The organism is Halopseudomonas pelagia, assembly GCF_009497895.1.
Taxonomy (GTDB): Bacteria; Pseudomonadota; Gammaproteobacteria; order Pseudomonadales; family Pseudomonadaceae; genus Halopseudomonas; species Halopseudomonas pelagia_A.
In genome coordinates, this window is record NZ_CP033116.1 from 304,544 (window position 1) to 331,114 (window position 26,571).

The window sequence follows — 26,571 nt, forward strand, 5'->3', positions numbered from 1 at the left end:
AACAATTACTCCGCCTGCCTCAACCAGGCCCCCAACATATCGCGCTCTTCGCGCGTAATCCCCGTGGTATTACCCAACGGCATATATTCGGTAGCTACTGTCGCCTGATAGACCTGATCGGTGTGTTCCCTCAGTTGCTCCAGCGTGCCCAGCGAAATGCCGGCTGGCGGCGCCTGGAACGCAGGATGCGTCGGTTTGTCCGCGTGGCAACCCTGGCAATGAGTTTCTACCAGCGTGCTAATGGCGCTGTCACTGACCTGCTCAGCATCGGCAGTCTGGCTGGCATCCGGGCGGCTCGGCGCCATCGCCCAGATCAATCCCAGCGTCAGCACCGCGCTGATGACCAGAATTGACGGCCGGGTAATGCCCTGGTGGCGCAGATTGAAAAAGTGCCGGGCGAATGCGGTTATGAAACCGATGGCCGCCAACACCGCCCAGCCATGGGCGTGCCCATAGAACATCGGGTAGTGGTTGCTGATCATGATAAAAATGACCGGCAGCGTCAGGTAGTTGTTATGTGTGGAACGCAGCTTGGCCCGCTCCGCCAGCAGCGCTACATGGGCATCCGGCTCCTCGCCGCGCTCAATCGCACCAACCAGCGCGCGCTGGGCCGGCACAATGCCGAGAAACACGTTGGCGACCATGATGGTGCCGATTACCGCACCCACATGGATAAAGGCACCGCGCCCGGCAAATACCTGGAACATGCTCCACGAAACAGTCACCAGAATAGCGAACAGCACCGCGCCGAAGGCCAGACCGTTGCGCGACAGCGGACTGCGAATCAGCGCCTCGTAAACCAGCATCACGCCCACCAGCGTACCCATGCCGATGGCAATGGCGCCGCCGGTACTCAGCGCCAGCTTGCTGCTGTCGATCAGATAGCCGGGGTTGCCGAAGTAGTACACCGCGAACAGCAGCGCCAGGCCGCTCATCAGCGTGCTGTAGGCTTCCCACTTGAACCAGTGCAGCTTGCGCGGCATCTGTTCCGGCCCCAGCCGGTACTTGGCCACCTCATAAATCCCGCCACCATGGATCGCCCACAGATCGCCCTTGATGCCTTTCTGTTTTTTCCAGTCCGGCGGTTCGCGCAGGTGGTTGTCCAGCCAGACGAAATAGAACGAGGCGCCAATCCAGGCCACCCCGGCAATCACATGAAACCAACGAATAATCAGACTCAGCCAATCAGCCAGATACGCATGCATTGAGCGCAGCTCCTTCTACGGTATCGCGATCGTACCGGCATTGCCCGGCAATATAGGTGCGGCGTATGGCTCGGTCGTCGCCGAGAATCATCAGATCGAAGAGCATCCCGGACAGATCCGAATCAGGCGTGCTCTTGAGCTTGAGGATCGGCCCGGCGGCGCGGTCGAGCACCAGAAAATCGGCATACTTTCCAGCCTGCAGATTGCCGGTCTGATCGGCCTGATGCAGCACCTCGGCATTGCCCAGCGTAGCCATGTAGAACGCCTTCAGCGGATTCAGCGATTGGCCACGCAACTGGCAGACCTTGTAGGCCTCGGCCATGGTCACCAGCATCGACAGACTGGTGCCGCCGCCGACATCCGAGGCCAGTCCCACCTGCACGCCGGCGTCGACGGCGCTGCGCAGATCAAACAGGCCGCTGCCCAGAAAGGTATTGGAGGTTGGGCAAAAGGCGATGCGCGTGCCGGTTTGCGCCAGACGCTGGCGATTCTCGTCGCTGATGTGGATGCCATGGGCGAGCACACTGTGGTCACCAAGCAGACCAAAATGATCGTAAACGTCCAGGTAATCCTTGCGGTCAGGGAACAGTTCCTTGATCCAGGCAATCTCGGCGTGATTTTCCGCCCAGTGGGTCTGCATCAACACACCTGGGCAGTCGGCCAGCAACTGGCCGGCGTAGCTAAGCTGTTCCGCCGACGAAGTGGCGGCAAAGCGTGGCGTGATCGCATAGCGCTGGCGCCCTTTGCCGTGCCAGCGGTCAATCAGTTCGCGGCTTTCCCGGTAGCTGGCTTCCGCAGTATCGCGCAGGCCGTCGGGCGCGTTGGTGTCCATCATCACCTTGCCGGTGGTCAGCGCCATGTTGTAGCGATCAGACGCAGCAAACAGGGCGTCGGCAGACACCTGATGCGAGGTGGCAAATACCAGCCCGGAGGTGGTGCCGTGCGCCAGCAGCAGATCGAGAAACAACTGTGACTGGCTGGCGGAAAATTCCGCATCGGCGAACCGCGATTCGGTCGGAAAGGTGTAGGTTTCCAGCCATTCCAGTAACTGCGTGCCGTAACTGGCCATGACCCGCAACTGCGGCATATGCACATGGGTGTCGATAAAGCCCGGTACGATCAGACTGTTCGGCCAATGCTCGACGCTGGTCGTGGCGGGGAGTGCCGGCAGCAACTGCTCGGCCGCGCCGGTCGCCAACACGCGACCATCGGCAACCACCAGCAGACCATCCTGCAGGTATTCATAGCTGGCAGGGTCAGGCTTGCACAGGCCCGGATCAGCGAGAAAATGCAGCAATGGACCGCGAAAAGCGTTGCAGCCCGCGGGAAAGACGGTGGGTTTGGAATCAGTCATCAGCTCCCCCGATACGTCGAATAGCCCCACTGATTCAACAGCAGTGGCACGTGATAGTGGGCGTCGGCCTCGTCGAGGCAGAAGGCGATGGTCACCGAGGGATAGAAACAGCGCTTTTCCTGCTGCTGGAAATAACCCTGAGTGTCGAAGGTCAGACGGTAAGTGCTGGCATCGACCTTGAGCGGGAAAGCATCAAGAATACGGCCATCGGCATCGGTGGTGGCGCTGGCCAGCTCACGCCAGCCGGTGTCGGTCTGTTGTTCCAGGCTGACGCTGACGCCGGCCGCGGGCCGGCCAGAGCCGAGATCAAGAATATGGGTGGTGATCTGACTGCGGGTGCTCATAACAATTTATCCAGTCGAATATGGGTGATCTTCGCCTGCTCGGCGGCGGCAACGCGGATCTCTTCAGCGCGCTCATTGGGCAGGCGCGCCTCCAGCAGTTCGAGCATCTGCTCAGCGGACTTGCCGGTGGCGCAAACAATAAAGATGAAACCGAACCTGGCGTAATAGGCATCATTGCCCTCTTTCAGCCGGTGCAGCACGGCTTCGGGCGCGACACTCGCGCCCGCCTGTTCGCCGCTGGCCATAGCCTCGGTACTCGCGTAACGCGCCTTCAGGCTCTTGATGTCACCAATCTTCGGGTGGGCTTCAAAGGCCGCCAGCCAGTCACTTTCCATCAGGCTTGGCCATAAAGCCCGAGCGGTCCCATGCAGCGCCTCAGGCGAGGAAAAAGGCCGTGCACCGACCATGCCGCGCACCCAGGCTTCGGCGGCGCAGCAGTCGCGCATCAGTGTCTCCGCCTCGGCCTCGGGCAGCTGATTGAGTTGTTCCAGGGTCATGAATTCTCCGTTGTCTTGTTATCACTGTCTGCCTGCATCAGGCCGCGTATTTGTGGCCAGCTCACGCCCCGGCGCGTTGCTGGCACGGGCGCCTGACTGCCGGCCAGCGCCAGCAACTCGGCCATGATGGATACCGCGACCTCCATGGGACGCTTGCCGGGCACGTCCTGGCGGCCAACGGGGCAGCGAATGCAGTCAATCTGCTGCGCACTGTGGCCACGGTGCTCCAGGCGCTTGCGGAACCGTTCGGCTTTGGTCTGCGAGCCGATCAAGCCAATGCTCAAAGCACTGCCGGCATTCAGCAGTGCCCGGCACAGCTCGTAATCAAGCTGATGGTTATGCGTCAGAATCAGCGCGTGGGCATTCGCACAAAGGCTCGCGGCATCGCCCGCCGGGTCTTCGCTGAAATGCACATTGACGTTATCCGGTATCTCCTGCGGGAAGCCGTCTTCGCGCGAGTCGACCCAGGTTACCCGCCAGGGCAGCTGGCCCATGATGGTCATCAACGCCCGGGCGACATGCCCGGCGCCGAACACCACCAGCCGGGCATCACTGCCACGCTGACCTTCCAGCAGCACGCTGACGCTGCCGCCGCAACACTGCCCGAGACTGGCGCCAAGCGGAAAGTGCTCCATATGCGACTCGAAGCGCCCGGCAGCCAGCTGCTCGCGGGCGCAGGCGATCACTTGGTACTCAAGATGCCCGCCCCCGATGGTGTCGTAACTGTGCTCGCCGGTGACGACCATCTTGCTCGACGGCTCACGCGGTACCGAGCCTGCTACGCCAAGAATGGTGACCAAAACATAGGGTTCGCCCTGACGCTCGCACTCGGCGACCGCCTGGTACCAGGTCATGCGATGCTGCATGGCTGTTCCTCCCGCTGTTGTGCGGCCCAGGCGCGCGTGACGTTCATCGCGGTGAGCATGCGCTCGGGTGTGGCTGGCGTATCCAGGGGTGGGCTGTAGCGATAATCCACCAGGCTGGCGACCGCATCGCGCAGTGCGCTCCAGACCGAAATACCCAGAATCAACGGCGGCTCACCGACCGCCTTGGAGCGGAATACCGTGGCTTCTGGATTCGGGCTGGAGGCCAGCAGCGTCACGCGCATGTCCGGCGGCGTATCCGACACCGCAGGGATCTTGTAGGTCGCCGGGCCAGTGGTCAGCAACTGGCCGGTATCGCTGTAGACCAGTTCCTCGGTGGTCAGCCAACCCATGCCCTGAATAAAGCCACCTTCGATCTGACCGATATCGATCTCCGGATTCAGCGACTGCCCGGCATCATGCAGAATATCGGTGCGCAGCACGCGGTACTCGCCGGTCAGCGTATCCACCACCACTTCGGAACAGGCCGCGCCATTGGCGTAGTACAGGAACGGGTGGCCCTGACCTTTCTCGTGGTCGTAATAGATCTTAGGCGTGGCGTAGAAGCCGGTGGAAGACAGCGACACCCGGTGCATATAGGCGGTCTGTACGAACTTAACCCAATCGACCCGCTGGTCGCCGGCGACGACCTGGTTGTTCTCGAAGCGTACCTCGCCCGGCTCGCAAGCAAAGTGCTCGGCAGCAAACGCCACCAGCCCGGCCTTGATCTTTTCGCAGGCATCCAGCGCCGCCATACCGTTCAGATCTGATCCCGAGGACGCCGCCGTAGGCGAGGTGTTGGGTACCTTGTCAGTCCGTGTGGCCGAGACCTTGACTCGCGCCAGATCGACCTGAAAGGCCGAAGCCACGACTTGGGCAATTTTCACGTAGAGCCCCTGTCCCATCTCGGTGCCGCCATGGTTCAGGTGAATACTGCCGTCGGTGTAGATCAACACCAATGCGCCAGCCTGGTTCAGGTGCTTGGCAGTAAAGGAGATGCCGAACTTGATCGGCGTCAGCGCCAGGCCGCGTTTGAGTATCGGGCTCTTGCGGTTGAACGCAGTGATCTGCTCACGTCGTGCCTGATAGTCGGAGCTGACCTCCAGCTCATCGACCAGTCGCGGCAGCAGATGCTGCTCGATGGTCTGGCCGTAATGGGTAGTATCTCGCCCTTCACGGTATAGATTGCGCTTGCGCACAGTCAGCGGATCAAGCTGCAGGTGACGGGCGATGTCGTCCATGGCCTGCTCGATGATCATCATGCCCTGCGGGCCGCCAAAACCGCGGAAGGCGGTATTGGACACCGTGTGGGTTTTGCAGCGGTGCCCGGTTACCCGCGCCTGATCGAGAAAATAGGCGTTGTCAGCATGGAACATCGCGCGATCGACAATCGCATCGGACAGATCCGGTGAAAAGCCGCAGCGCCCGGCGACCATCAGATCTGCGCCATGCAGCATGCCGTCCTGATCAAAGCCGACATCATAGGTATTGAAAAAGTCATGGCGTTTGCCGGTCTGCACCATGTCATCGGCGCGTGACAACCGGTATTTCACCGGCTTGCCGGTAACATGAGCGAGCAAGGCTGCGACACAGGCCAGTGCCGCAGCCTGGGTTTCCTTGCCGCCAAAGCCACCGCCCATGCGCCGGACTTCCGCCTGGACTTCATGAATCGGCACGCCAAGCACCTCGGCCACCAGCTTCTGCACTTCAGAGGGATGCTGACTGGAGGTGTGCACGAACATGCCGCCATCCTCTGTCGGCTCGACCAGACAGGCCTGGCCCTCCAGATAGAAATGCTCCTGCCCGCCGACATTCTGCTGGCCGCGCAAGCGATGCGGTGCATTGGCCAGCGCCTGGTCCGGCTCGCCGCGCTGCTGGGTATGACTGGGCCGTACATAAAAGGCCTTTTCCAGCGCTTCGGCGGTGGTCAACACCGGTGGCAGCGGTTGGTACTCGACCTTGGCCAGACGCGCCGCCTTGCGCGCGGCCTCGTGACTGGTGGCCGCGACGGCGAAGATCGGCTGGCCGATATGTTCAACGATTTCCCCAGCCAGCACCGGGTCACCCGGAAATACCGGGCCGATATCCGTATGCCCGGGTACATCGGCCACGGTGACCACGGCTATCACACCGGGGTAGCTGCGCACCGCGCTCAGGTCCATGCTCAGCACCCGCGCATGCGCCTGCTCGCTGTGCCCAACGGCGGCATGCAGCAGGCCTTCCGGCTCGGGCAGATCATCAATATAACGCGCCTGCCCGCGTACGTGCTTCCAGGCACTGTCGTGATGGGCGTTATGTCCGGCGAGCCCGACGGGCTGCCCGGGGTGATTGGTCAGGGCTTCGGGAAGCTTACGCATAATCGGTCACCATCAGTCTGTTATCGCTGTCGGCGCCGGCACTGTATTCCAGCAGGGCGCGGCGCAGCAGATTGCCGGCTACCTGTGCGCGGTACGCGGCGGAGGCACGCACGTCCGACATCGGGGAAAAATCGCTGGCCAGGGCAGCGATGGCCTTGGCGATACTGGCATCATCAAAGGTCGCTCCGCGCAGAGTGGCTTCCGCCGCGCGGGCACGCTTGGGCGTGGCAGCCATGCCGCCATAAGCCAGACGGCAATCGAGGATCTGCTCGCCGTCAAACTGAAACCAGAAAGCGCCCAGCACCGCAGAAATATCGTCATCCAGCCGCTTGGAGACCTTGTAGATAAACAGCCGCTCGGCTGATGTCGAGGCGTCTAACCGCGGCTCCGGCACCCGCACGGTACGAATGAATTCACCCGCGCGCAGGGCGGTCTTGCGGTAATCCAGGAAGAAGTCCTCCAGCGGCAACCAGCGCGTCCCTTCAACGCTGTCGAGCTGAATCTGCGCGCCCAGCGCAATCAGCGGCGGTGGGATGTCGGCGATCGGGGAGGCGTTGCCAATATTGCCCCCCAGGGTGCCGCGATTGCGAATCTGCAGCGAGCCCAGGCGCTCGAGCATGGGGCCGAAGGCAGGCCATCGGTCGTTCAGCACACTACCGGCGCGGCGATAGCTGACGGCGGCGCCAATACACACCCCTTCGTCCGTGACGTCGATGCGCTGCAGTTCCGGCACCTGCTCGGTGGACACCAGATGCGGCAATGTTTTCAGTTGCTGGGTGATTTCCAGGGCCAGATCGGTACTGCCAGCCACCAGCCGTGCGTCAGGCGACCCGGCAAGCAGATCACGCAGTTGCTCCAGGGTAACCGGGGCGTCGAAGCGTTTGCCCTGGGCATCCTGCAGGCTGGCTGCGGGGGTGTCCTTGACTGAGGGAACGGCCGTCTCCAGCAAGCCGCCGCCATCCCATTCCTGCACGCCGTTGACGATGGATCGCGTCGCCGCATCCATGATCGGCCGGTAACCGGTGCAGCGGCACAGATTGCCCGACAACGCTTCAAGCACGCGATGGCGATCACAGTCCGGTTGCTTGGCTGCCTCATGATGCAGCGCCACCAGCGACATAATGATGCCTGGCGTACAGAAGCCGCATTGCGAGCCATGGCACTCGACCATGGCCGTCTGCACCGGATGCGCCGGCTCGTTCTGCAATGCGTCAATAGTCACCAGATGCTTGCCGTGCAGGCTGCCGATCAGGGCTATACAGCTATTAACGCTCTGATAGCTCAAGCCATCCTGTTCCGACGGCGTACCCAGCATGACGGTACAAGCGCCGCAGTCGCCAGACGCACAGCCTTCCTTGGTGCCGGTAAGCCGCATTTTGGTGCGCAGCCATTCGAGAATGCTCAGGTTTGGGTCAGCACTTTCCAGCGTCTGGGGCTGACCGTTTAGATGAAACTCAATCACAGTGTTCTCCGCGCTCTCTACTGTTAACCGTATTCCCCGGCGTTGGCCGATTCAGGCCCAGCAAGCGCTGGCGCGGGGTTCGAGGTAGTGAATGCAAACAACTGCAAAAAGCTGACCACTTAGTCCATTTAAAAAATATTTAACGTTTCAGCTTATGTGGCAAGCAAATTGCTCATTGGTTAAATGTTGATTATTTGGTCAGTTTATTACACCTACGTTATTACACGCCGGGGATCGCAATGCTAGCGGCTGAACGCCTGAAACTGCAGAACATCGTCAAGCAATACCCCGGCTGCCGGGCGAATGACGGTGTCCAACTGACGGTCAACGCCGGCGAAATACATGCGTTGCTGGGTGAAAATGGCGCTGGCAAAAGCACTCTGATGAAGATCATCTATGGCGTGATCCAGCCGGACGAGGGCTCTCTTACCTGGAACGGACAGCCACTGCTATTGCAGGGTCCGGCGCATGCGCGTGAGCTGGGTATCGGCATGGTATTCCAGCATTTTTCGCTATTTGAAACCCTGACTGTAGCCGAGAACATCGCGCTTAGCCTGCCCGCCGCCGAAGCGCGCAACCGCAGCCGTCTGGATACCCGCATTCGCGAAGTCTCGGCCCATTACGGCATGAGCCTCGACCCGCGCCGCTACGTCAATACCCTGTCCATTGGCGAGCGCCAGCGGGTCGAGATCGTGCGCTGCCTGATTCAGGAAAGCTCGCTGCTGATTCTTGATGAACCCACTTCCGTGCTTACCCCGCAGGAAGTCGAAGTGCTGTTCCGCACACTGCGGCAGCTGTCCAGCGAGGGCTGCAGCATTCTGTTTATCAGCCATAAATTGCAGGAAGTACGCGATCTGTGCCACCGCGCCACGGTCTTGCGCCAGGGCCGGGTCACCGGCGAGTGCCGGCCCGCCGAGGTCTCTACCGACGATATCGCGCGCATGATGGTGGGCAATGATACGCCACTGTCCACTCAGGTTGCTCCGGCAGAACCGGGTGAGACTCTGCTGACGCTGAAAGATCTCAGCTACGCCAGCCGCGACCCCTTTGGCACCAGCCTGGGCAACATCAACCTGCAGCTGCGCGCCGGCGAAATTGTCGGCATTGCCGGGGTGGCGGGGAACGGTCAGGACGAACTGCTGCGCGCGCTCTCCGGTGAAGTGCTGGTCGCCGCCGACAGCTTGCAACTCGACGGCATGTCGATAGGCCGCCGGGGTGCGGCCCAGCGCCGCCGCCTGGGCGTCGCCGTGGTGCCCGAGGAGCGCCTGGGGCGTGGCGCGGTGCCGGCGATGTCGCTGACCGAAAATACTCTGCTGACCGCCTATGACCGCGGGTTGGTCAAGGGCGGCTTGCTCAAGGGCGGCAAGATCCGCGAGTACGCCACCCGCATACGCGAGCAGTTCGGAGTGCGCTGCAGCAGCATCGACAGCCCGGCGTCCAGCCTCTCCGGGGGTAACCTGCAGAAATTCATCATCGGCCGCGAAGCCTTGCAGCAACCACGCCTGCTGGTCGCCTCGCATCCGACCTGGGGTGTGGATGTGGGCTCGGCCGTGGCGATTCACGAGGCGCTGGTGGCCCTGCGTGACCAGGGCGCCGCCATCTTGTTGATCTCCGAAGACCTCGATGAGCTCTACCAACTATGCAGCCGCATGGGTGCGATCTGCAGCGGCCGCCTGTCGCCTTTGGTGCCGACCGCAGAACTGAGTATCGAAAAACTCGGCCAGTGGATGGCCGGTGACTTTCCAGCGGGCGCAGCCCAGTTTGATGACAAAGGGCCAACCCATGCTGTCGCTTGAACGCCGAGCTACCGACTCGCGGCTGATGCAGTGGACTTCACCACTGCTGGCCCTGGTGCTGACCGTGATTACCGCGCTGGGTCTGTTTATCGCGCTGGGCAAAGACCCCATTGAAGGCCTGACGTTTTTCTTTCTGATCCCCCTGAGCGATGCCCATGGCTGGGCCGAGCTGGGCCTGAAAATGGCGCCGCTGCTGCTCTGCGCCGCAGGCCTGACCATCTGCTATCGCGCAAAGCTGTGGAATATCGGTGCTGAAGGCCACTTTCTCATGGGCGCGCTCTGGGCCTCGGTAGTGGCGCTGCAACTGACCGAACACAGCGGCTTCTGGGTATTGCCTGCGGTGCTGCTGGCCGGGGCACTGGCCGGAGCACTATGGGCGTGGATTGCGGCGGTGCTGAAAACGCATTTTCACTGCAATGAAATTCTCACCACCATCATGCTCAACTACATCGCGCTGAATCTGCTGCTCTACACCGTGCATGGCCCCCTAAAGGATCCGATGGGCTTCGGCTTTCCGCAGTCGGAAATGTTCGCCGCCGCAGCCCTGCTGCCCAAACTGATTCCCGACACGCGCTTGCATATCGGTCTGCTGTTCGCGCTGCTGGCGGCCGTAGCCGTCGGCGTGCTCTTCACCCGCACCTTCGTCGGCTTTCAACTCAAGGTGTTGGGCCAGGATAACCGCGCGGCCGCCTTTGCCGGCTTCGGTGCGCGGCGCCTGACCTGGCTGGCCTTTTTGCTGGCCGGGGCGATGGCCGGCCTGGCCGGCGCCTCGGAAGTCAGCGGGCCAATCGGCCAGTTGGTACCCCAGGTCTCTCCCGGCTATGGCTACACCGCAATCATCGTCGTGTTCCTCGGGCGCATGCAGGCGCTGGGTATTGTGCTGGCCAGTGCGCTGCTGGCGCTGACCTTCATGGGCGGCGAGATGCTGCAGATTGCGATGAACCTGCCCAGGGCCATCACCGGTTTGTTCCAGGGCCTGCTGCTGTTCTACCTGCTCACCTGTGACGCCTTTATCCATTACCGCCTGCGGCTGCGTCGGCCGCTGACTGCTGTTACGACCGGGCAGGAGGCCTGATATGGATACGTTGCTGATCACCAACATACTCGCCGCCACCGTTATCGCCGGCACACCGCTACTGCTGGTGGCGCTGGGTGAACTGGTCTGCGAGCGCTCCGGCGTGCTCAACCTGGGTCAGGAAGGCATGATGCTGATGGGCGCGGTCATGGGCTTTATCGCCGCGGTGACCAGCGGCAGCCTCGCCGTCGGAGTACTCGCGGCCATTACTGCCGGCATCCTGATGTCGATGCTGTTCGCACTGATGGCCGTCACCCTGGCGGCCAATCAATACGCGGCCGGTCTGGCACTGACCATCTTCGGTACCGGTTTGAGCGCCTTTATCGGTAGCGGTCATGTCGGCAGCTCAATCTCCGGCTTCCCCAAAATTGCCATTCCCTACCTGTCCGACATTCCGGTGATCGGCACCGTGCTGTTCCGCCAGGACTTGCTGGTCTACCTGTCGCTGCTGCTGTTCGTCCTGGTGTTCGTCTTCCTGCGCTACAGCCGGGGAGGGCTGATCGTACGGGCCGTAGGCGAATCGCCAGAGGCAGCCAATGCCAATGGCATGCGGGTGCTGGCAGTGCGCTACATGGCGGTGGCCTTCGGCGGCGGCATGGCCGGCCTTGCCGGTGCCTACCTGTCACTGGTGTATACGCCCATGTGGACCGAAAACATGACCTCCGGGCGCGGCTGGATTGCCCTGGCGCTGGTGGTCTTTGCTACCTGGAAACCCGAGCGCGTGCTGCTCGGCGCCTATCTGTTCGGTGCCGCGAGCATCCTGCATCTGGTTCTCCAGGGTCTTGGCTGGCGCAGCTCGACCGAGTTGCTGGCGATGCTGCCTTACCTGGTGACCATCGTCGTGCTGGTGTTGCTGTCCTGGAATCCCACCCGGACGCAACTGAATACCCCTTTATCAATCGGCCAACCTTATAGGCCGAGCAAGTGACTTGAACACCCATATGCCAACCGAAAACTAAATCACATCTAGGAAAATGACCATGACAACTATGCGCAAAACCCTTATGGCAGTCTGCATTGCAGCCTCCTTCGCTCCTGCAGCCCATGCCGAGAAGTTCTTCTCTGATTCAAGCATCTCTGTGCTCTACAGCGATGATTACCAGGCTTTCGGCCCACAGAAGCGCACTGATACATTCTTTACCTTCGAGAACGCCACTGGACACAACTGGGGCAGCACCTTCTTCTTCTTCGACCGTAACCAGGGCCACGGTAAAGATGCTGACTCCGACGACCTGTACGGTGAGTTTGCGCCGAATGTCAGCCTCGGCTGGCTGACCGGCAATGACCTGAGCTACGGCCTGATCAAGGACGTCACCCTGTCCGGCCAGTACGAAATGGGCGGCGGCACTAACGTCAACAACCTGATGCTGGGTATGGGTCTGGATTGGAATATCCCCGGCCTGCAATACTTTGGCACCCGCGTTTACCACGTCAACAACAGCGAAACCGACAACGACTACCAGCTGACTGTGGTCTGGGGCGCGCCTATGGAATTCGGTCCTAACCGTGTTCTGTTCGACGGTTACATCGACTGGTCTTCCGCCGCTGACGACCACAAGTCCGACTTCCACTTCAACCCACAGTTGAAACTGGATATCGGTAACTACTTCGGCAGCCCGAGCGTGTTGTATGCCGGTATCGAGTACTCCTACTGGAACAACAAGTACGGCCTGAACGATACCGTCATGGACACCGAGAGCGCTGTAAGCGCCCTGGTTAAATTTCACTTTTGATCAAGTCAGGGAGTTCGGCTAATGTCGAACTCCCTACCGCGTAGAAGTGACGACAACCGCATGACCACCAACACCCGAGCAAAGACCTACCGTCCCGGTCGCATTCGCGAGCGCAACCGGGAAATCATTCTGGCTGCGGCGGAGCAGGAATTCGCTCAGCACGGTTTTCGCGGCGCCACGATCCAGGATATTGCCGAACGCGCAGAGCTGCCGAAATCCAATGTGCTGTATTACTTCAGCAACAAGAAGGAAATCTACGGTGCGATGTTTGACGACATTCTGTCGCGCTGGAATGCGGTGTTTACCACCGTCTCGCCGGAGGATGATCCGGCCACGGCACTGACGGCATTCATTCGCACCAAGGTCGAGCTGTCCCGGACTCACCCGCTGGCTTCACGGCTGTTCGCCATGGAGATCATCCAGGGCGCGCCCTTTCTGATGGACCATTTGCGCGGCACCATGCGTGACTGGGTCAGGGGCCGAGCGATGGTCATCCAGCAATGGATAGACGAGGGGCGCATGGCCAAGGTGGATCCGGTGCAGTTGATCTTTCTGATCTGGTCATCAACCCAGCATTACGCCGACTTCCAGGTGCAGATTCTGATGGTGGAAAACAAGGCCGAATATGAAAAGCAGGACTTCGATCATGCGGCCGAGTTTCTTACCGGGGTGATTCTGCGTGGTTGCGGTCTGGACGTTCCCACATGACAACACACGCCTGATCATCGAACCGCTGAGCCGCGAAAGACTTGCACTCATCGGCGCGGTCATGGCCCAGAGGTAAGCCTGTTGAACAGCTTCGCCATTCGCAATGCCGCACTCTTTACCGTGGACCCGCATAACCGGGTCATCGCCAATGGCACCCTTATCGTCGAAGACGGGCGCATCAGTGCATTGGGCGAGGCCGGTGAAATAACCATACCGGACGGTTACCCGATTATCGATGCCGAGGGGCACGCTTTGCTGCCCGGCCTGATTGACTGCCACTCGCACTCCAGCCTGATGCGTGGCGTCACCGAAAATATGCAGCTGATGGACTGGCTGCCGTACTACCAGCTTGAGCACCGCGCACTCACCGAAGAATATGCTTACCACTCCGCACGGCTGTGTTACCTGGAAGCACTGAAAAGCGGCACCACCTGCGTCATGGACATGTATCGCTTCATGCATCGTTGCGCCGACGCCGCCGGCGAGATCGGCCTGCGCGTGAATCTCGCGCCTTATGTGGCCGATGCGCCGGGCAAGGACTTCTTCGCCACCCGTGCCGAGAATCGCGCGCTGATTCATAGCCATCACGGCAGCCAGAACGGACGCATTCAGGTCTGGATGGGCCTGGAGCACCTGTTTTACTGCACCGCCGATGCCTACGCCGAAGCCTTGCAGTGCCAGCGCGATTACGGCGTGGGCATCCATACCCACGCCTGCGAGCAGCGCGAGGAAGACCAGGCCGTCGAACAGCATTTTGGCCGACGCTCGATCGCCCAACTGGACCACTACGGCATTCTCGGTGAGCGCACCCTGCTGGCGCATTGCGTCTGGTTGAATGACGATGAAATCAAACGCCTGGCCGACGCTGGCACTGCCATTGCCCACTGTCCGATCAGCAACGCCAAACTGGCCAGCGGCGTAGCACGGGTACCGGAGATGCTCGCGGCCGGCCTGACTGTCGGGCTGGGCACCGATGGCCCGGTGTGCAACAACAGCCTGAGCCTGTTCGAGGAGATGAAATTCTCCTCGTTGATTCAGAAAGCCACCCGCCTGGACGCCACCGTGCTGCCGGCCGAGCAGATGCTGCGCATGGCAACCATCAACGGCGCCCGCGCATTGGGTCTGGACCGCGACATCGGCTCGCTGGAAGTGGGCAAGCGCGCCGACCTGTTGTTACTGGATCTGAAGATGCCGAACATGACCCCGGCCGAGATCAATCCCCAGGGCGGCAACGTGTTATGGAACCTGGTGTTCGCTGCCGGTAGCCAGAATGTCGCCAGTGTCTGGGTCGATGGCCGGCAACTGATCGCCAATGGCCGTGCTACCCAGGTCAGTGAAGCCGAGGTGCTGAGCCAGGCACAGGCGCAAGGTCTGCAGTTGTTTCAGCAATGCCGCGATATCGCCCACTTACGTACCCGCATGCTCTAGGCAGAGGAGTTCAGCATGAAGACCCTACCCATCATTTCCGTCGCCGGCCTGCGCAGCCAGAATCCCGAGGAGCGTGCCCAGGTGGCACGCCAACTGGGTATTGCCTGCCGCGAAGTGGGCTTTTTCTATGTAATCGATCACGGCATTGACGCCGAAAGTATCCGGGCGGCGTTTGACAATGCCCAACGCTTTTTCGCGCTGCCATTGGCTGACAAGCAGCCGCTTTCGATTAAGCTGTCACCGCATAACCGTGGCTACGTCGCCATGGCCGATGAAAAGCTCAACCCCGCTTCCGGCGCCGATATGAAAGAAGCCTTCAATATTGGCACTGATTTTCCGGCGGACCACCCCGACGTGGTCGCCGGCAAGCCGTTCCGGGGCGTGAATTTCTGGCCTGAGGTGCCTGGCTGGCGTGAAGATATGCTTGGTTATTTTGACGCCTGCCTGAACCTGGGCCGGCTGATTCACCGCGGGTTCAGCATTGACCTGGGGCTGGCGGAAGACTTCTTCGACCCGCATCTGACAGCGCCCATCGCAACGCTGCGCATGCTGCGCTATCCGGCCAGCGCCGGCCAATCAGACCGCGAGGATGGCGCCGCCGGGGCACACACTGATTACGGCAATCTGACCCTGCTGGCGACCGACAAGGTGGCGGGGCTGCAAGTTGCCAACCGCCAGGGAGAATGGATCGAAGCGCCACACGTACCCGGTGCATTTGTCTGCAATATCGGCGACTGCCTGATGCGTTGGAGTAACGATACCTATGTCTCGACACCGCACCGCGTGCGTCCGCCGGAACAGGAGCGTTATTCCATTGCGTTCTTTCTCGAAGTGAACCCGGATTCGATAGTCGACCCGCGCGATATTCTGCCTGCCGAGCAACCCAAGTACCCACCCATCATCTGTTCGGACTACCTGGCTTACCGGCTTAACGCCACTTACGAGTACCGAACGCAAAAGCAATAAACGGTTCGACCTTTCACGCATTCAACGGTGCGCTAACCGCGCACCGTCGTTGCTTCAGCGCCCTTGCAACAGCTCCATCGCCAGGCGGTTATGCTCTTCGATAATCAAGGGCACTTCACGGGTCAGCAGTTGACCGTCTTCAATCACCTGCCGGCCGTTGATAAAGCTGTGCGCTACCCGTGGCGGCGTGCAGAACACCAGTGCCGCCAGCGGATCACTCTGGGCACCGGCCATGCTGATGTCATCGGTACGAAAGGCGATGATGTCGGCGCAATAGCCCGGTGCAATGCGGCCAATCACATCATCCCGCCCGAGCACCTCGGCACCGCCACGGGTCGCGATGTACAGCGCTTCGCGCGCGGTCATGGCACCAGGATTCTGATCTCTTACCCGCGCCGAGAGCATCGCCAGGCGCGCTTCATCCAGCAGGTGATTACTGTCATTCGACGCGCTGCCGTCCACACCCAGTCCAACCTTGACCCCGGCGTCACGCATCTTGCGGATCGGCGCTATGCCCGAGGCCAGGCGCATATTCGAGCATGGGCAGTGGGCGACCCCGGTACCGGTTCGCGCGAACAGCGCTATACCCGGTTCATCCAGATGCACGCAGTGGGCATGCCAGACATCCGGGCCGACCCAGCCCACCGACTCGGTGTACTCGGTTGGTGTCATGCCGTAGCGCTCCTTGCTGAACGCCAGGTCCTTGCTGTTCTCGGCGGTGTGCGTATGCAGACCCACGCCATAAGAGCGCGCCAGGCTCGCCGCTTCGCGCATCAGATCGGTGGTCACGGTAAAGGGCGAGCAGGGCGCCAGCGCGACGCGGATCATCGCATCCGGGCTGGCGTCATGCAGCTCTTCGATCACCCGCTGCATCTCGCGCAGGATCGCCTGCTCATCCTGCTCTACCAGTGCGTCCGGCGGCAATCCGCCTTGGCTCTGACCCAGGCTCATCGCTCCGCGGGCTGCATGAAAGCGCATGCCCATTTCCTGCGCCGCCTGAACACTGTCATCCAGCCGCGTGCCATTGACGTAAAGGTAGGCATGGTCGGCCGCCGTGGTGCAGCCAGACAGCATCAGTTCGGCCATGGCAGTGCGCGTGGCGGCGCGCTGCATCGCCGGGGTGATGTTTTGCCAGACCGGAAACAGCGCTGTCAGCCAGTCAAACAGCTCGGCATCCTGTGCGGCCGGCAGGGCGCGGGTCAGTGACTGGAACATGTGATGATGGGTGTTGATCAGGCCAGGCAACAGAATATGCCCACGCATATCGATCACCTGATCAGCCGTGTCGGGCAGTTCCGCGGCCGGGCCCACCGCCTTGATACGATTGCCGCGGATCAGTATGGAGCCTTCGGCAATCTCGCGCTGTTGATCATCCATGGTGGCGATCAGGCGGGCATTCTTGAGTAACAGGGTCTTGCTCATTGTGTATTTCCTTGGCCAATTCAACGTATTCAATCACTTTGCAGAATTCGTTCTGCGCCACTCCGAATGCAAGACCGGGGCCGCCCTCCGGCCAGCAGAAACAGCCATTATTTGGTGCCGTTGATGGATTAGCGGTCCAGGTCGGTGCAGATGCGCCTGTGCATGACGCAAAAATGCCCATAAACAGCCTGCTTTCGGGCATGGCACACCCCTTGCTTTTAAATTCCTGATTATCTGGTCAGGTTATGAGCCACCCGCTTTTGTAGCACAACCGGGGCTAAACCAGGGACCGTTTTCGCAGCAATATTCGCGAGGGCACATGACCCATCACAGCATCCCGGAGATACACCCATGAGCGAGCAAGCACTATCCATTCCGATTATCGACTTTGGCCCCTTTATCCAGGGCGACCCGACTGCCAGGCAACAGGTCGCTGCGCAGATGCGCGAAGCCAGCAGCCAGTGGGGGTTTTTCTATCTGGCCAACTGCGGTATGCCGCAAGGCAGTGTCAGTGAGGCTTTTCAGGCATCAAAGGACTTCTTTGCCCTGCCGGATGAGATCAAACAATCGGTTGCTTGGCAAAACGCCCAGAGCAACAGAGGCTATGTAGGTGTGCGCCGCGAGCGCCTGGACCCGAGCAAGCCGGGTGATCTGAAAGAGGCCTTCAACGCCGCCCCGGAAGATCGCGACGCCAGCGCGGCGAGGAATCTCTGGCCTGCGGATCAGCCCGAATTCCGCGAGCACGTCGAGACGTTTCTGACAGATTGCATTACCACGGCAGACCGCATTCTGGAGACCTTTGCCGTTGCGCTTGACCAACCGGACAATTTTTTCGTCAACGCACATGATCTGCACCATCACACTCTGCGGCTTCTGCACTACCCACCATTGCCAGAAGGCTTTGTCGCCGAGCAGGGGGAAAGTCGCGCCGGTGCGCATACCGATTACGGCAGCATCACCTTGCTGTTCCAGGACGACGCCGGCGGCCTCGAGGTCTGCACCCGGCAGGGTGAATGGGTTCAGGCCACGCCGATTCCGGGCACTGTGGTGATCAACACCGGTGACCTGATGCACCGCTGGACCAACCACGTGTTCTGTTCAACACCGCATCGGGTCAACGTCCCCAAGGCCGCGATGCACCGCCACCGCTACTCGATCGCGTTTTTCTGCCACCCGAACAAGAACGCCAATATCGAATGTATCGACAGCTGCACCGACGCCAGCAACCCGGTGCGCTACCCACCGATTTCCGCAGGCGAACACCTGCTGCAACGCCTGAATGCCACCTACTGAAAACATCAACCCAGGAGTTTCAACCATGCACAACAAGAGCCGACTCGCCCTTGCCCTGGCACTCGGATTGGGCCTTACCAGCCTGACCGCCAGTGCCGACGAACTGACCCCCGTGACCGTTATCACCACCTGGTACGCCCAGGCTGAACACGGCGGACTCTATGCCGCCAAGGCCATGGGCATCTACGAAGAACACGGCCTGGACGTAACCATTCGCATGGGCGGCCCGCAGGTCAATAACGTGCAGTTGCTGATGGGCGGCAAGAGTGATTTCAGCATGGGTTACGCGCTGCAATCGCTGAATGCGGTCCAGCAGAATATTCCGTTGGTCACCGTTGCCGCGTTCTTCCAGAAGGATCCACAATCCTTGGTCGCGCATAGCGGCGTCGGCAACGATTCGCTGGAAGATCTGAAGGGCAAGGGCCTGCGTATTCCAACTGCTGGCCGCGTCGCCTATTGGCCGTGGCTGAAAGCCGAGTACGGCTTTACCGACGATCAACTGCGCCCCTACGACTACAGCTTTGGCCCCTTCATCGCCGACGAACAAGCCGTGCAACAGGGCTATGTCACCAATGATGGCTACTTCCTCGCCAAGGAAGGTGTTGAAGCCCAAAGCCTGCTGCTGGCCGACTATGGCTGGAATGCCTATTCAGCTACGCTGGACACCACGCAAAAGCTGATTGACGAGGATCCCGAACTGGTACAAAACATGGTCGCCGCCACGGCCAAGGGTTGGGCCGCCTACTTTGAGGATCCGGCACCGGCCAACGCGCTGATCAAGGAGGACAACCCGGAGATGGCAGATGATCTGCTGGCCTACAGCAAGGACAAGATGCAGGAAGAAGGCATGCTGCTCTCGGGTGACGCCGCCGATGGTCAGTACGGCATCATGACCGCTGAGCGCTGGGAGCAGTTCTTCAAGGACATGGTAAAGGCTGGCACCTTGCCGGAAGATCTGGACTGGGAAAAAGCCTTTGATCTGCGCTTTGTTGACGCGCTGTACACAGAGGAATAACGGCTGTCAGATGGGCAACCCACCGCGCCGCCAGGCGCGGTGGTTGTTGTTCAATCTACCAGGGCATGCCGCGAGGCGAACGCCGCTATCACCTCGGCCAGCACATCGGGCGCTGACGCCTGAGGTACGTGGCCGGTATCCAGACTCACCACTTCGGCACCCGGCACCAACGCCTGCATGCGGCGCTGCGCCGCCAGGACCACCGAGCGATCCTGCAAGGCTTCAACATACAAGCGCGGCAAGCGCCCGAAACGCTCCAGCGTCCACACCGGCACCAGCGTGCGCGTTCCTTCGGGCTGCAAGGAAAAGCGCTCGGCCGCCGCCAGGGCCGGATCATCCGGCAAATCCTGCAGAAATATCTCGCGTATCGCCTCAACCGGCACCCAGGAGTAGCTGCGGTCAGCGGACCATTGCAGATAAGGCCCTATGCCGGAAGCGGCCGGTTCAATCTTGACCAGATCAGTGATCAGTTCGGCAAAGCCGCTGCCGGAGGGCAGCATCATGCCGGCAATATAGATCACCCCAGCCAGCCGCTCCGCCATCAGTTCCGCCGCCTGGGTAACGATGGCGCCACCACCGGAATGCCCGACCAGCATGATTGGCCCGTCGATCCCGGCGCAGCAGTCCGCCACATGCTCAACGCAACCCTGAAGCGACACCTTTTCTGGTTCCGTTGGGTGCTGAGGCGAGCCCGGCATATCTGGCGTCAGCACCGCATACCCTTGTGCCTGCAGCAACGGCGTCAGTTGCGCCCACACCCAGCTGCCTGCCCAGGCCCCGTGGATCAATACCAGCGTCAGTCTGCCTTCAGACATAGGTCCTCCGGTACATCTCTTTCAGATGCTCGCCCACTGTGGTCGGCGGATATTTTGCCCATTCGCCAGGGGCCAGACAGACCGGGAGGCAGCGCACCTCATGATTCAGCGCGCCACTGTAGAAGAACGGCACCGAATAGCGCTCGGTACCCGACGTATTGACCACCCGATGCAGGGTGGAGCGGTAGCGGTCATTGGTCCAGCGCGCGATCATGTCGCCCAGATTGACCACGAAGGTGCCGGGAATCGGCGCGGCGTCCAGCCAGCGATCACCTGCCGCGTCCCAGACCTGCAGCCCGGGCTTGTCATCCAGCAGCAGGATGGTGATGCCGCCAAAATCGGTATGCGCGCCACAGCCCTTTTCACCGGGCAGCGGTTTGGCCGGCTGCGGCGGATAGTGCAGTAGCCGCAGGGTGGCCAGCGGCTGTTCGCAGAAATCGGCGAAAAAGTCCTCCGACAGATCCAGTGACAGGGCAAGACCCGCCATGATCCGCTCGCTCAGCGCCAGCATGGCCTCGAAGTAGCTATCCATCACCGGGCGAAAGCCGGGCAACGCGGGTGGCCACTGATTGGGCCCCAGATTGAAGCCGCCGGCCAGCACCCGAGGATCGTCTTCCGGCAACTCTTCGCCAATATAGAAACCTTCCTTCAGGTCCGGCGGCGCGCCAGGTTCCAGGGTTTGCCCACCCAGCATTTCATAGCCGCGGTTAGCCACCGAGGTGGCCTTGTCGATCTTCTGCTTTTCCGCCACGGGCTTATCAAAAAACGCCCGCGACTCAGCAAACACCTGGTCGACAAGCGCCTCAGGAATGCCGTGCCCGGCAATATAGAAAAACCCGGTGTGCAGACAAGCCTCGCGCAGTTGCCGCCCGGTCTCCAGCTTGTCTGCCTGCACGTCGCCGCGCAGCGCTGACAGATCAATCACCGGCAGCGCCGAGGGCGCATCAGTTACCAGCATGATTTCGTGCCTCCAATAAATTCATGTCCGAACGGTCAGCTATTCACGATGTATGCCAGTTCATGGCATGCGGGTTGCAAAACCTTGTCGAACACATTGACCTGATCAATTGGAGCAGCTGATGACCTCACGCATAACAGTGATAGTCGATTCACGCTACGGCAGCACGCTGAGCCTGGCAAAAACCATTGCCGAAGGCGCTATGGGTGAAGGCGCCGAAGTACGCCTGTGCCGCGTGGCGTTGAGCGAGCCGGAGTTCAGCGTGGACCCGTCACGCGTCGACTTTATAGCTGCCCAGGCAGAATTCCGGGCCCTGCCGCAAGCCAGCATGGAAGATCTGGAATGGGCTACCGGCATCATCTGGGGCTCGCCAACCCGCTATGGCTTGATGAGCACGCCATTGCGCGCCTTTATCGACGAGATAGCGCCACTCTGGCGCCAGGGCGCGCTGATCAGCAAGGTCGGCGCCGCTTTCACCTCCACCGGCGGCATGCACTCAGGCAATGAAATGACCCTGATGTCGCTGCTGATGCCGTTCATGCAGCACGGCATGATCCTAGTTGGAGTGCCGCACAGCGTGCCGGAACTGGTGCACACCCGCAGCGGCGGTTCGCCCTATGGCGCTTCAGTGGTCACCGGCTTTGATGGGCGTCTGGGGGTGGATGCAGGAGAACTGGCGATAGGTTATGCCCTGGGTGCTCGGGTCGCACGCATAGCTGCCCAGGTAATTCCCGAGCCGGCGTCGGTAGAGTTGGCAGCAGCGCAGGTTCGCTAGACCGATGCTCCCTAGCAAGCCGCCAGTTCGAAATGCTCCGCGTCTGTGCCTTTGCAGTGCACCAGTTGCAAAAACGCTGCAAGGCAGTGCATAAATTTACTGACTATTTGTTCAGGAAAAATGTTTGTGCCTTCATTATCCTGTCAAATGGTGCCAAATTTATGCGCATAAGCAGCATCTAAAATGCTGATCATTGAGTCAGCATTTTCTGAATCCAATATTCTGTCCGCACTACAATTGCATCTGACTCAGGTGATCTTTAACCATCCTCAGCAATCACATGAGCTGTTGAGCGTTGCAATAATTGCGTTGGAAATAGATCAGGCTATCACCGCTTTCACGCTGACGAATGCCGACAATCTCGCAAATAAGGATGTCGTGACTGCCAACCGATACCCGGTTGCCAATCCGGCAGTCGAAGTTGATCAGAGCATCATTCAGCAAGGGCGCTCCAGTAAACTCGGTACTCCAGTCGGCGGTGGCAAAGCGCTCCGCCATCGAGGTCTTGCCGCCAAACAGATTCGATAGCGCGTGCTGGTCGGAGGTCAGGGTATTCACGCAGAGGTGCCCGTTGGTGCAGAAGGTATCGTATACCGATGCACTGCGGTTAAGGCACACCAGCAGACTTGGCGGCTCGTCCGAGACACTGCATACGGCAGTCGCAGTGAAGCCTGCGCGGCCAGCAGGCCCATCGGTAGTGACCACGTTGACTGCCGCAGCGAGGACCGACATGGCATTGCGAAAAGCCTCGCGGCTTACTTCAACCGGGATTGAATCAAGGGTTTTGACGGCCAACATGGCTGGCTCCTTCAGGTAAGAATGCAAGTTTTGGAATAACTCAAACGAGGCAATCGGTCGAACAGCTTGCTGCTGTCGCCATAGCCCAGATTGATCAGCATGTTCGAGCGCCAATGGGTGTCACTGAAAAAAGCCAGATCCACTGCCTTGGCGTCAAATCCCGACATCGGGCCGGTATCCAGACCCAGACTGCGCGCCGCCATGAGCATGTAAGCCGCCTGCATGGAACTGTTGCGAAAAGCGGTTTCATGGCTGATCTCCGGGCTGCCGGTAAACCAGCTGCGGGCATCGGCATGCGGGAAGAGTTCAGGCAAGCGGTCATAGAAGCGGCTGTCGTAAGCGACAATGACCGTAACCGGCGCACTCATGGTTTTCTCCAGATTGCCGGAGGAGAGGCAAGGCTTGAGCAATTCCTTACCCTGCCGCGTGCGCACAAATACGAAACGCGCAGGACTGCAATTCGCAGAAGTTGGACCCATTTTGGTGAGATCGTACAGCTGTTCCAGCAAGCGATCCGGCACAGGTAAATCCTGCCAGCCATTGTGGCTGCGGGCGTCGAGAAACAATTGCGCCATGGCGCCTTGGTCGAGTGGTTGATGCATAGGGCCCCCTCTCAGGCTTTCGCCTGAGCAGTTTGCGTAACGTCGGCGATAAAATCGCACACCGTCTGGTTAATGATCTCGGCACAGGTCACGCTAGAGGCGTGCCCCCCATAATCGAAGGTTTTCAGTCGGGCATCTGGCAGCAGTTGCTTCAGCTCCTCGGAACACGTCCAGGGCACCAGCATGTCATCGCGGTTGGCAATCAGCAGGGTCGGTTGTGCTATACCGCGTAGCGCCTCGCCAGGGTCGAACGTCAGTAGCGCATTGATGCGCCGCAGCAGGTTTTCGACTGGCGGAAAACCTGCCACATGCTTGAGGTCTTCTGCCTGCAGTTGCTGTATGTGGTCGGCAATCCAGGTCGGCGGATAGAGAAACAGCGCCTGGGCCTCCACATAGGCGGCTGGACCGGCACCGGCCAGCAGTTGCTTGCGCACCGAAAAGCAACGAGCGGTGTGCGGGCTGGCACTGGCCCAGGCATTCATCAGCGTCAGGCTGCGCAGCCCCGGAGCGCGGCGCATGGCCATAGCCAGACCCACCAGCCCACCCAGGGCATGGCCGACAAAGTGATAATCATCGACGCCATGCTCCGCCAGTAGCTCACAGAGTTCGTCGGCCATGCAATCGATGCCATAGCCTTCAGGCAATGTCGCTGGACTTCTGCCGGTACCCGACTGGTCATACAGCACCAGCCGATAGTGGTCGCCCAGCGTCGCCAACTGCGGGCTCCAGAAATGCGCGGCACCACCCAACCCCGAGCTGAAAACCAGCGTTGGCGCAGTCGCATCCTGCCTGCCATGAAATTCAATGTGAATGGGCGTGCTCACCCCATCAACCAACATGCGCAATGCTGGCGATTTCGATCAGCGCGTCCGGCTTTACCAGACCGCACTGAATGCAGTAGCGGGCAGGCTTCTCACCCGGAAAATACTCGGCATACACGGTGTTGATGGCGGCGTAATCGCTCCAATCGCGCAGCATGATCATGTTGAAAGTGACGTCGTCCATACTGCCGCCTGCCTCTTCAACCACACCCTTGATCGTCTCCAGTACGTGGCGAGTTTGGGCGCTAGCATCACCGACATGAACGACGTTGTTGTCCTTGTCGAATGGCAAAGTACCGGATACGTAAACAATCCCGTCAGCCATGGAGCCAGGAACGTAGGGGGCAAGGGGCTTGCCGGTGCCGGCGGGAAGAATGGTCTTTTTGCTCATGAGTTTGCTCCTTGGGTCTTGGTCGCGGCGGCCAGGGTGGTGCAGAAGTCATCTACGCTACTGACCCAGCCGAAAAAGGTTTCAATGTTGTAAAGCGAGGCTTGCTGCACATACTCCGGCCCGGCTTGGTGGGTCGCATCAGCCAGCACCACGCCAAAGTATTCGAGGAAAAATCCGTCGCGCAGGGTGGATTCAACACAGACGTTGGTGGCAATGCCGGTAAACACCAGATTACGGATGCCGCGGCTGCGCAACAGGCTGTCAAAGGCGGTGTTGAAGAACCCGCTGTAACGCGGTTTAGGCACTACCAGGTCGCCGGCCTGCGGCTTGAGCTCATCGACCAGAGCGTAATCCCAGGTGCCCTTGGCCAGCAGTGTGCCCATTAACTCGGGGTTCTTGCGCATGGTCTTGAGCGCATTGGACTTGTGCCAATTGGGTGAACCGGGGCCGCCCGCTTCGGCGTACTCCGGATCCCAGCCGTTCTGGAAAAAGATCACTTGCACACCCGCCGCGCGAGCCGCCTTGATGGCTTTGGCGATGGATTCGATCACCGGGCCGGTACTGGAAATATCGAAGCCCGCCAGGTCGAGATACCCGCCCTTGGTCGAATAGGCGTTCTGCATGTCGACCACGATCAGCGCAGTATCCTTGACGTTGATCGCTAGCGACTCCGGGCGCGCCGGCAGAACCAAACCGTAATCATCCTGCCGGTCGGGTGCGTAGCCTACAACTGCGGTAGCGAGGCTGTTCATCACGCACTCTCCAGCATGTCTACCACGTGTTTGCGGCTCTTCATCAAGGGTTGGATTTTCTGACCAAAGTCTTCGATCCCTTGCACAAAGTCGTCAAACGTCAGCATCACACCACTGGTGGCCGGCACTTCAGCGATTTCGTCGAGCATGCTGGCGACCGACTCGTAGGAGCCGACCAGAGTGCCCATATTGATATTGACCGCAGACGTAGGATCAGCCATCTGACGAATGTTGGTGTCGCCCTTGGACTTGGTATCGGCTGCGCCTTGCTGGCCCAGCCAGGCAACGGCCTCTTCGTCCACGCCGTCTTTATAGGATTCCCAACGGGCCCGCGCAGCCTCATCGGTGTCATCGGCAATGATCATGAAAAGCGCCACCGAGGACACATCACGGCCGCTATCGGCGGTGGCTTTTTCCAGACGCTCCACGGTTGGCGCGAAGGCTTTCGGGGTATTCACACCCTTGCCGAAGCAGAAGTTGTAATCGGCAAATTTAGCGGTAAAGGCCATGCCCGCTTCACTCTGCCCGGCGCAGATGATCTTCATGTCTGCCTGCGGTTTGGGGCTTACGCGGCAATCCTCCATCTGGAAGTGCTCGCCCTTGAAATCACTGGTGCCGGTGTTCCACAGGTCGCGCAACACGGTGGCGTATTCGCTGAGGTAGTCGTAACGGTTGGCGAAGAATTCGTCGCCCGGCCAGAGTCCCATCTGCGAGTACTCCGGCTTCTGCCAGCCGGTGACCAGGTTGACGCCAAAGCGACCATGGGAAATGGAGTCTATGGTCGACGCCATGCGCGCGACGATGGCCGGCGGGATGGTCAACGTGGCGGCAGTAGCGAACAACTGAATACGCTCGGTAACGGCAGCCAGGCCAGCCATGAGCGTGAAGGACTCAAGATTGTGCTCCCAGAATTCCGTCTCACCGCCGAAGCCTCGCAACTTGATCATCGACAGGGCGAATTCGAAACCATAATGCTCGGCCCGCTGGACGATGGTCTTGTTCAGATCGAAAGTCGGCATGTACTGCGGCGCGTTCTTGGAGATCAGCCAGCCGTTGTTGCCTATGGGAATAAAGATACCTACGTTCATTGCCTTGCCCTCATAGTCGGAAAAGATCGGCGGCGTCGACCTGGCCGCCCGCT

Annotated in this window: 26 protein-coding genes; 10 read left to right on the forward strand and 16 right to left on the reverse strand. The window is 60.3% G+C overall.

The features are described from left to right. Positions 1-5: 5 nt before the first annotated feature. Genes EAO82_RS01410 through xdhA form a run of 7 tightly spaced genes read right to left on the reverse strand, consistent with a single transcriptional unit; the run spans position 6 to position 8,082 of the window. Positions 6-1,205: a urate hydroxylase PuuD gene (locus tag EAO82_RS01410; RefSeq protein ID WP_096345398.1), complete on the reverse strand. Its 1,200-nt coding sequence runs from the start codon at positions 1,203-1,205 to the stop codon at positions 6-8. Then, on the reverse strand, positions 1,186-2,559 hold the full coding sequence (gene guaD / locus EAO82_RS01415) for a guanine deaminase (RefSeq protein WP_096345399.1): 1,374 nt from the start codon (positions 2,557-2,559) through the stop codon (positions 1,186-1,188). Before guaD ends, EAO82_RS01410 begins: the two co-directional genes overlap by 20 nt. Continuing rightward, on the reverse strand, positions 2,559-2,903 hold the full coding sequence (uraH, locus tag EAO82_RS01420) for a hydroxyisourate hydrolase (protein WP_096345400.1): 345 nt from the start codon (positions 2,901-2,903) through the stop codon (positions 2,559-2,561). Before uraH ends, guaD begins: the two co-directional genes overlap by 1 nt. Continuing rightward, entirely contained in the window at positions 2,900-3,400 is a 501-nt protein-coding gene (gene uraD, locus EAO82_RS01425) for a 2-oxo-4-hydroxy-4-carboxy-5-ureidoimidazoline decarboxylase (RefSeq protein ID WP_096345401.1), read from the reverse strand. Before uraD ends, uraH begins: the two co-directional genes overlap by 4 nt. Further along, positions 3,397-4,266 carry a xanthine dehydrogenase accessory protein XdhC gene (xdhC, locus tag EAO82_RS01430; RefSeq protein ID WP_096345402.1) on the reverse strand — a complete coding sequence of 290 codons (870 nt, stop codon included), beginning with the start codon at positions 4,264-4,266 and terminating at the stop codon, positions 3,397-3,399. Before xdhC ends, uraD begins: the two co-directional genes overlap by 4 nt. Further along, positions 4,251-6,620 (reverse strand): xanthine dehydrogenase molybdopterin binding subunit, encoded by a 2,370-nt coding sequence (gene xdhB / locus EAO82_RS01435; protein ID WP_096345403.1) that lies wholly within the window; start codon positions 6,618-6,620, stop codon positions 4,251-4,253. The genes xdhC and xdhB overlap by 16 nt, the downstream gene beginning before the upstream one ends. After that, the gene (gene xdhA / locus EAO82_RS01440) at positions 6,613-8,082 is read right to left on the reverse strand and encodes a xanthine dehydrogenase small subunit (protein WP_096345404.1); all 1,470 of its coding nucleotides are present in this window, start codon (positions 8,080-8,082) and stop codon (positions 6,613-6,615) included. The genes xdhB and xdhA overlap by 8 nt, the downstream gene beginning before the upstream one ends. A 239-nt stretch (positions 8,083-8,321) precedes the next feature. Here xdhA and EAO82_RS01445 point away from each other — a divergent pair, with 239 nt between their 5' ends. The 7 genes from EAO82_RS01445 (at position 8,322) to EAO82_RS01475 (ending at position 15,788) form a co-directional block, all read left to right on the forward strand. Then, entirely contained in the window at positions 8,322-9,878 is a 1,557-nt protein-coding gene (locus EAO82_RS01445; protein WP_096345405.1) for an ABC transporter ATP-binding protein, read from the forward strand. Further along, positions 9,865-10,953, forward strand: coding sequence for an ABC transporter permease (locus EAO82_RS01450; protein ID WP_096345406.1), 1,089 nt, complete (start codon positions 9,865-9,867; stop codon positions 10,951-10,953). Before EAO82_RS01445 ends, EAO82_RS01450 begins: the two co-directional genes overlap by 14 nt. A 1-nt stretch (position 10,954) precedes the next feature. Then, a complete protein-coding gene (locus EAO82_RS01455; RefSeq protein ID WP_096345407.1) occupies positions 10,955-11,881 on the forward strand; it encodes an ABC transporter permease in 927 nt (308 codons plus the stop codon). A 52-nt stretch (positions 11,882-11,933) separates the two neighbouring features. Then, positions 11,934-12,686, forward strand: coding sequence for an outer membrane protein OmpK (locus tag EAO82_RS01460; RefSeq protein WP_096345408.1), 753 nt, complete (start codon positions 11,934-11,936; stop codon positions 12,684-12,686). Positions 12,687-12,746: 60 nt separating this feature from the next. After that, positions 12,747-13,394, forward strand: a complete 648-nt coding sequence (locus EAO82_RS01465; protein WP_218838567.1) for a TetR/AcrR family transcriptional regulator — start codon at positions 12,747-12,749, stop codon at positions 13,392-13,394. An 81-nt stretch (positions 13,395-13,475) separates the two neighbouring features. Beyond that, positions 13,476-14,822, forward strand: coding sequence for an amidohydrolase family protein (locus EAO82_RS01470; protein ID WP_096345410.1), 1,347 nt, complete (start codon positions 13,476-13,478; stop codon positions 14,820-14,822). A gap of 15 nt (positions 14,823-14,837) precedes the next feature. Beyond that, the gene (locus tag EAO82_RS01475; protein WP_096345411.1) at positions 14,838-15,788 is read left to right on the forward strand and encodes an isopenicillin N synthase family dioxygenase; all 951 of its coding nucleotides are present in this window, start codon (positions 14,838-14,840) and stop codon (positions 15,786-15,788) included. A 54-nt stretch (positions 15,789-15,842) separates the two neighbouring features. On the opposite strand, the gene EAO82_RS01480 is transcribed toward EAO82_RS01475, so the two are convergent. Further along, the gene (locus EAO82_RS01480) at positions 15,843-17,210 is read right to left on the reverse strand and encodes an 8-oxoguanine deaminase (protein ID WP_096345412.1); all 1,368 of its coding nucleotides are present in this window, start codon (positions 17,208-17,210) and stop codon (positions 15,843-15,845) included. A 351-nt stretch (positions 17,211-17,561) separates the two neighbouring features. Between EAO82_RS01480 and EAO82_RS01485 the strand changes: the two genes are divergently transcribed. Together EAO82_RS01485 and EAO82_RS01490 are read left to right on the forward strand one after the other, a co-directional pair. Beyond that, the gene (locus EAO82_RS01485) at positions 17,562-18,503 is read left to right on the forward strand and encodes an isopenicillin N synthase family dioxygenase (protein ID WP_096345413.1); all 942 of its coding nucleotides are present in this window, start codon (positions 17,562-17,564) and stop codon (positions 18,501-18,503) included. Between the two features lie 25 nt (positions 18,504-18,528). Then, a complete protein-coding gene (locus EAO82_RS01490; protein ID WP_218838562.1) occupies positions 18,529-19,518 on the forward strand; it encodes an ABC transporter substrate-binding protein in 990 nt (329 codons plus the stop codon). A gap of 50 nt (positions 19,519-19,568) precedes the next feature. Here EAO82_RS01490 and EAO82_RS01495 read toward each other — a convergent pair whose 3' ends face one another. Together EAO82_RS01495 and EAO82_RS01500 are read right to left on the reverse strand one after the other, a co-directional pair. Continuing rightward, positions 19,569-20,333 (reverse strand): alpha/beta fold hydrolase, encoded by a 765-nt coding sequence (locus EAO82_RS01495; RefSeq protein ID WP_096345415.1) that lies wholly within the window; start codon positions 20,331-20,333, stop codon positions 19,569-19,571. After that, entirely contained in the window at positions 20,326-21,291 is a 966-nt protein-coding gene (locus tag EAO82_RS01500) for an isopenicillin N synthase family dioxygenase (RefSeq protein WP_096345416.1), read from the reverse strand. The genes EAO82_RS01495 and EAO82_RS01500 overlap by 8 nt, the downstream gene beginning before the upstream one ends. 121 nt (positions 21,292-21,412) lie before the next feature. Here EAO82_RS01500 and wrbA point away from each other — a divergent pair, with 121 nt between their 5' ends. Beyond that, complete coding sequence (wrbA, locus tag EAO82_RS01505) at positions 21,413-22,066, forward strand: NAD(P)H:quinone oxidoreductase (RefSeq protein WP_096345417.1); 654 nt, start codon at positions 21,413-21,415, stop codon at positions 22,064-22,066. 276 nt (positions 22,067-22,342) lie between these two features. Here the strand turns inward: wrbA and rutF are convergent, their stop codons facing one another. From rutF to rutA, 6 genes are read right to left on the reverse strand one after another with little or no spacing between them, the layout of a single operon-like run. Continuing rightward, on the reverse strand, positions 22,343-22,864 hold the full coding sequence (gene rutF, locus EAO82_RS01510; protein ID WP_096345418.1) for an NADH-dependent FMN reductase RutF: 522 nt from the start codon (positions 22,862-22,864) through the stop codon (positions 22,343-22,345). Between the two features lie 11 nt (positions 22,865-22,875). Further along, positions 22,876-23,466 (reverse strand): malonic semialdehyde reductase, encoded by a 591-nt coding sequence (locus EAO82_RS01515; protein WP_096345419.1) that lies wholly within the window; start codon positions 23,464-23,466, stop codon positions 22,876-22,878. An 11-nt stretch (positions 23,467-23,477) separates the two neighbouring features. Continuing rightward, complete coding sequence (gene rutD, locus EAO82_RS01520; protein ID WP_096345632.1) at positions 23,478-24,278, reverse strand: pyrimidine utilization protein D; 801 nt, start codon at positions 24,276-24,278, stop codon at positions 23,478-23,480. A gap of 16 nt (positions 24,279-24,294) precedes the next feature. Continuing rightward, on the reverse strand, positions 24,295-24,678 hold the full coding sequence (gene rutC / locus EAO82_RS01525; RefSeq protein WP_096345420.1) for a pyrimidine utilization protein C: 384 nt from the start codon (positions 24,676-24,678) through the stop codon (positions 24,295-24,297). Further along, positions 24,675-25,430: a pyrimidine utilization protein B gene (gene rutB / locus EAO82_RS01530; protein WP_096345421.1), complete on the reverse strand. Its 756-nt coding sequence runs from the start codon at positions 25,428-25,430 to the stop codon at positions 24,675-24,677. The genes rutC and rutB overlap by 4 nt, the downstream gene beginning before the upstream one ends. Next, the gene (rutA, locus tag EAO82_RS01535) at positions 25,430-26,518 is read right to left on the reverse strand and encodes a pyrimidine utilization protein A (RefSeq protein ID WP_096345422.1); all 1,089 of its coding nucleotides are present in this window, start codon (positions 26,516-26,518) and stop codon (positions 25,430-25,432) included. Before rutA ends, rutB begins: the two co-directional genes overlap by 1 nt. Positions 26,519-26,571: the final 53 nt, after the last annotated feature.

Bases quoted from the DNA above. Each gene is read 5' to 3' on its own strand.
- EAO82_RS01410 (WP_096345398.1), bottom strand. From the start codon at position 1,205: ATGCATGCGTATCTGGCTGATTGGCTGAGTCTGATTATTCGTTGGTTT.
- guaD (WP_096345399.1), bottom strand. From the start codon at position 2,559: ATGACTGATTCCAAACCCACCGTCTTTCCCGCGGGCTGCAACGCTTTT.
- uraH (WP_096345400.1), bottom strand. From the start codon at position 2,903: ATGAGCACCCGCAGTCAGATCACCACCCATATTCTTGATCTCGGCTCT.
- uraD (WP_096345401.1), bottom strand. From the start codon at position 3,400: ATGACCCTGGAACAACTCAATCAGCTGCCCGAGGCCGAGGCGGAGACA.
- xdhC (WP_096345402.1), bottom strand. From the start codon at position 4,266: ATGCAGCATCGCATGACCTGGTACCAGGCGGTCGCCGAGTGCGAGCGT.
- xdhB (WP_096345403.1), bottom strand. From the start codon at position 6,620: ATGCGTAAGCTTCCCGAAGCCCTGACCAATCACCCCGGGCAGCCCGTC.
- EAO82_RS01445 (WP_096345405.1), top strand. From the start codon at position 8,322: ATGCTAGCGGCTGAACGCCTGAAACTGCAGAACATCGTCAAGCAATAC.
- EAO82_RS01450 (WP_096345406.1), top strand. From the start codon at position 9,865: ATGCTGTCGCTTGAACGCCGAGCTACCGACTCGCGGCTGATGCAGTGG.
- EAO82_RS01455 (WP_096345407.1), top strand. From the start codon at position 10,955: ATGGATACGTTGCTGATCACCAACATACTCGCCGCCACCGTTATCGCC.
- EAO82_RS01460 (WP_096345408.1), top strand. From the start codon at position 11,934: ATGACAACTATGCGCAAAACCCTTATGGCAGTCTGCATTGCAGCCTCC.
- EAO82_RS01465 (WP_218838567.1), top strand. From the start codon at position 12,747: ATGACCACCAACACCCGAGCAAAGACCTACCGTCCCGGTCGCATTCGC.
- EAO82_RS01475 (WP_096345411.1), top strand. From the start codon at position 14,838: ATGAAGACCCTACCCATCATTTCCGTCGCCGGCCTGCGCAGCCAGAAT.
- EAO82_RS01480 (WP_096345412.1), bottom strand. From the start codon at position 17,210: ATGAGCAAGACCCTGTTACTCAAGAATGCCCGCCTGATCGCCACCATG.
- EAO82_RS01485 (WP_096345413.1), top strand. From the start codon at position 17,562: ATGAGCGAGCAAGCACTATCCATTCCGATTATCGACTTTGGCCCCTTT.
- EAO82_RS01490 (WP_218838562.1), top strand. From the start codon at position 18,529: ATGCACAACAAGAGCCGACTCGCCCTTGCCCTGGCACTCGGATTGGGC.
- EAO82_RS01495 (WP_096345415.1), bottom strand. From the start codon at position 20,333: ATGTCTGAAGGCAGACTGACGCTGGTATTGATCCACGGGGCCTGGGCA.
- EAO82_RS01500 (WP_096345416.1), bottom strand. From the start codon at position 21,291: ATGCTGGTAACTGATGCGCCCTCGGCGCTGCCGGTGATTGATCTGTCA.
- wrbA (WP_096345417.1), top strand. From the start codon at position 21,413: ATGACCTCACGCATAACAGTGATAGTCGATTCACGCTACGGCAGCACG.
- rutF (WP_096345418.1), bottom strand. From the start codon at position 22,864: ATGTTGGCCGTCAAAACCCTTGATTCAATCCCGGTTGAAGTAAGCCGC.
- EAO82_RS01515 (WP_096345419.1), bottom strand. From the start codon at position 23,466: ATGCATCAACCACTCGACCAAGGCGCCATGGCGCAATTGTTTCTCGAC.
- rutC (WP_096345420.1), bottom strand. From the start codon at position 24,678: ATGAGCAAAAAGACCATTCTTCCCGCCGGCACCGGCAAGCCCCTTGCC.
- rutB (WP_096345421.1), bottom strand. From the start codon at position 25,430: ATGAACAGCCTCGCTACCGCAGTTGTAGGCTACGCACCCGACCGGCAG.
- rutA (WP_096345422.1), bottom strand. From the start codon at position 26,518: ATGAACGTAGGTATCTTTATTCCCATAGGCAACAACGGCTGGCTGATC.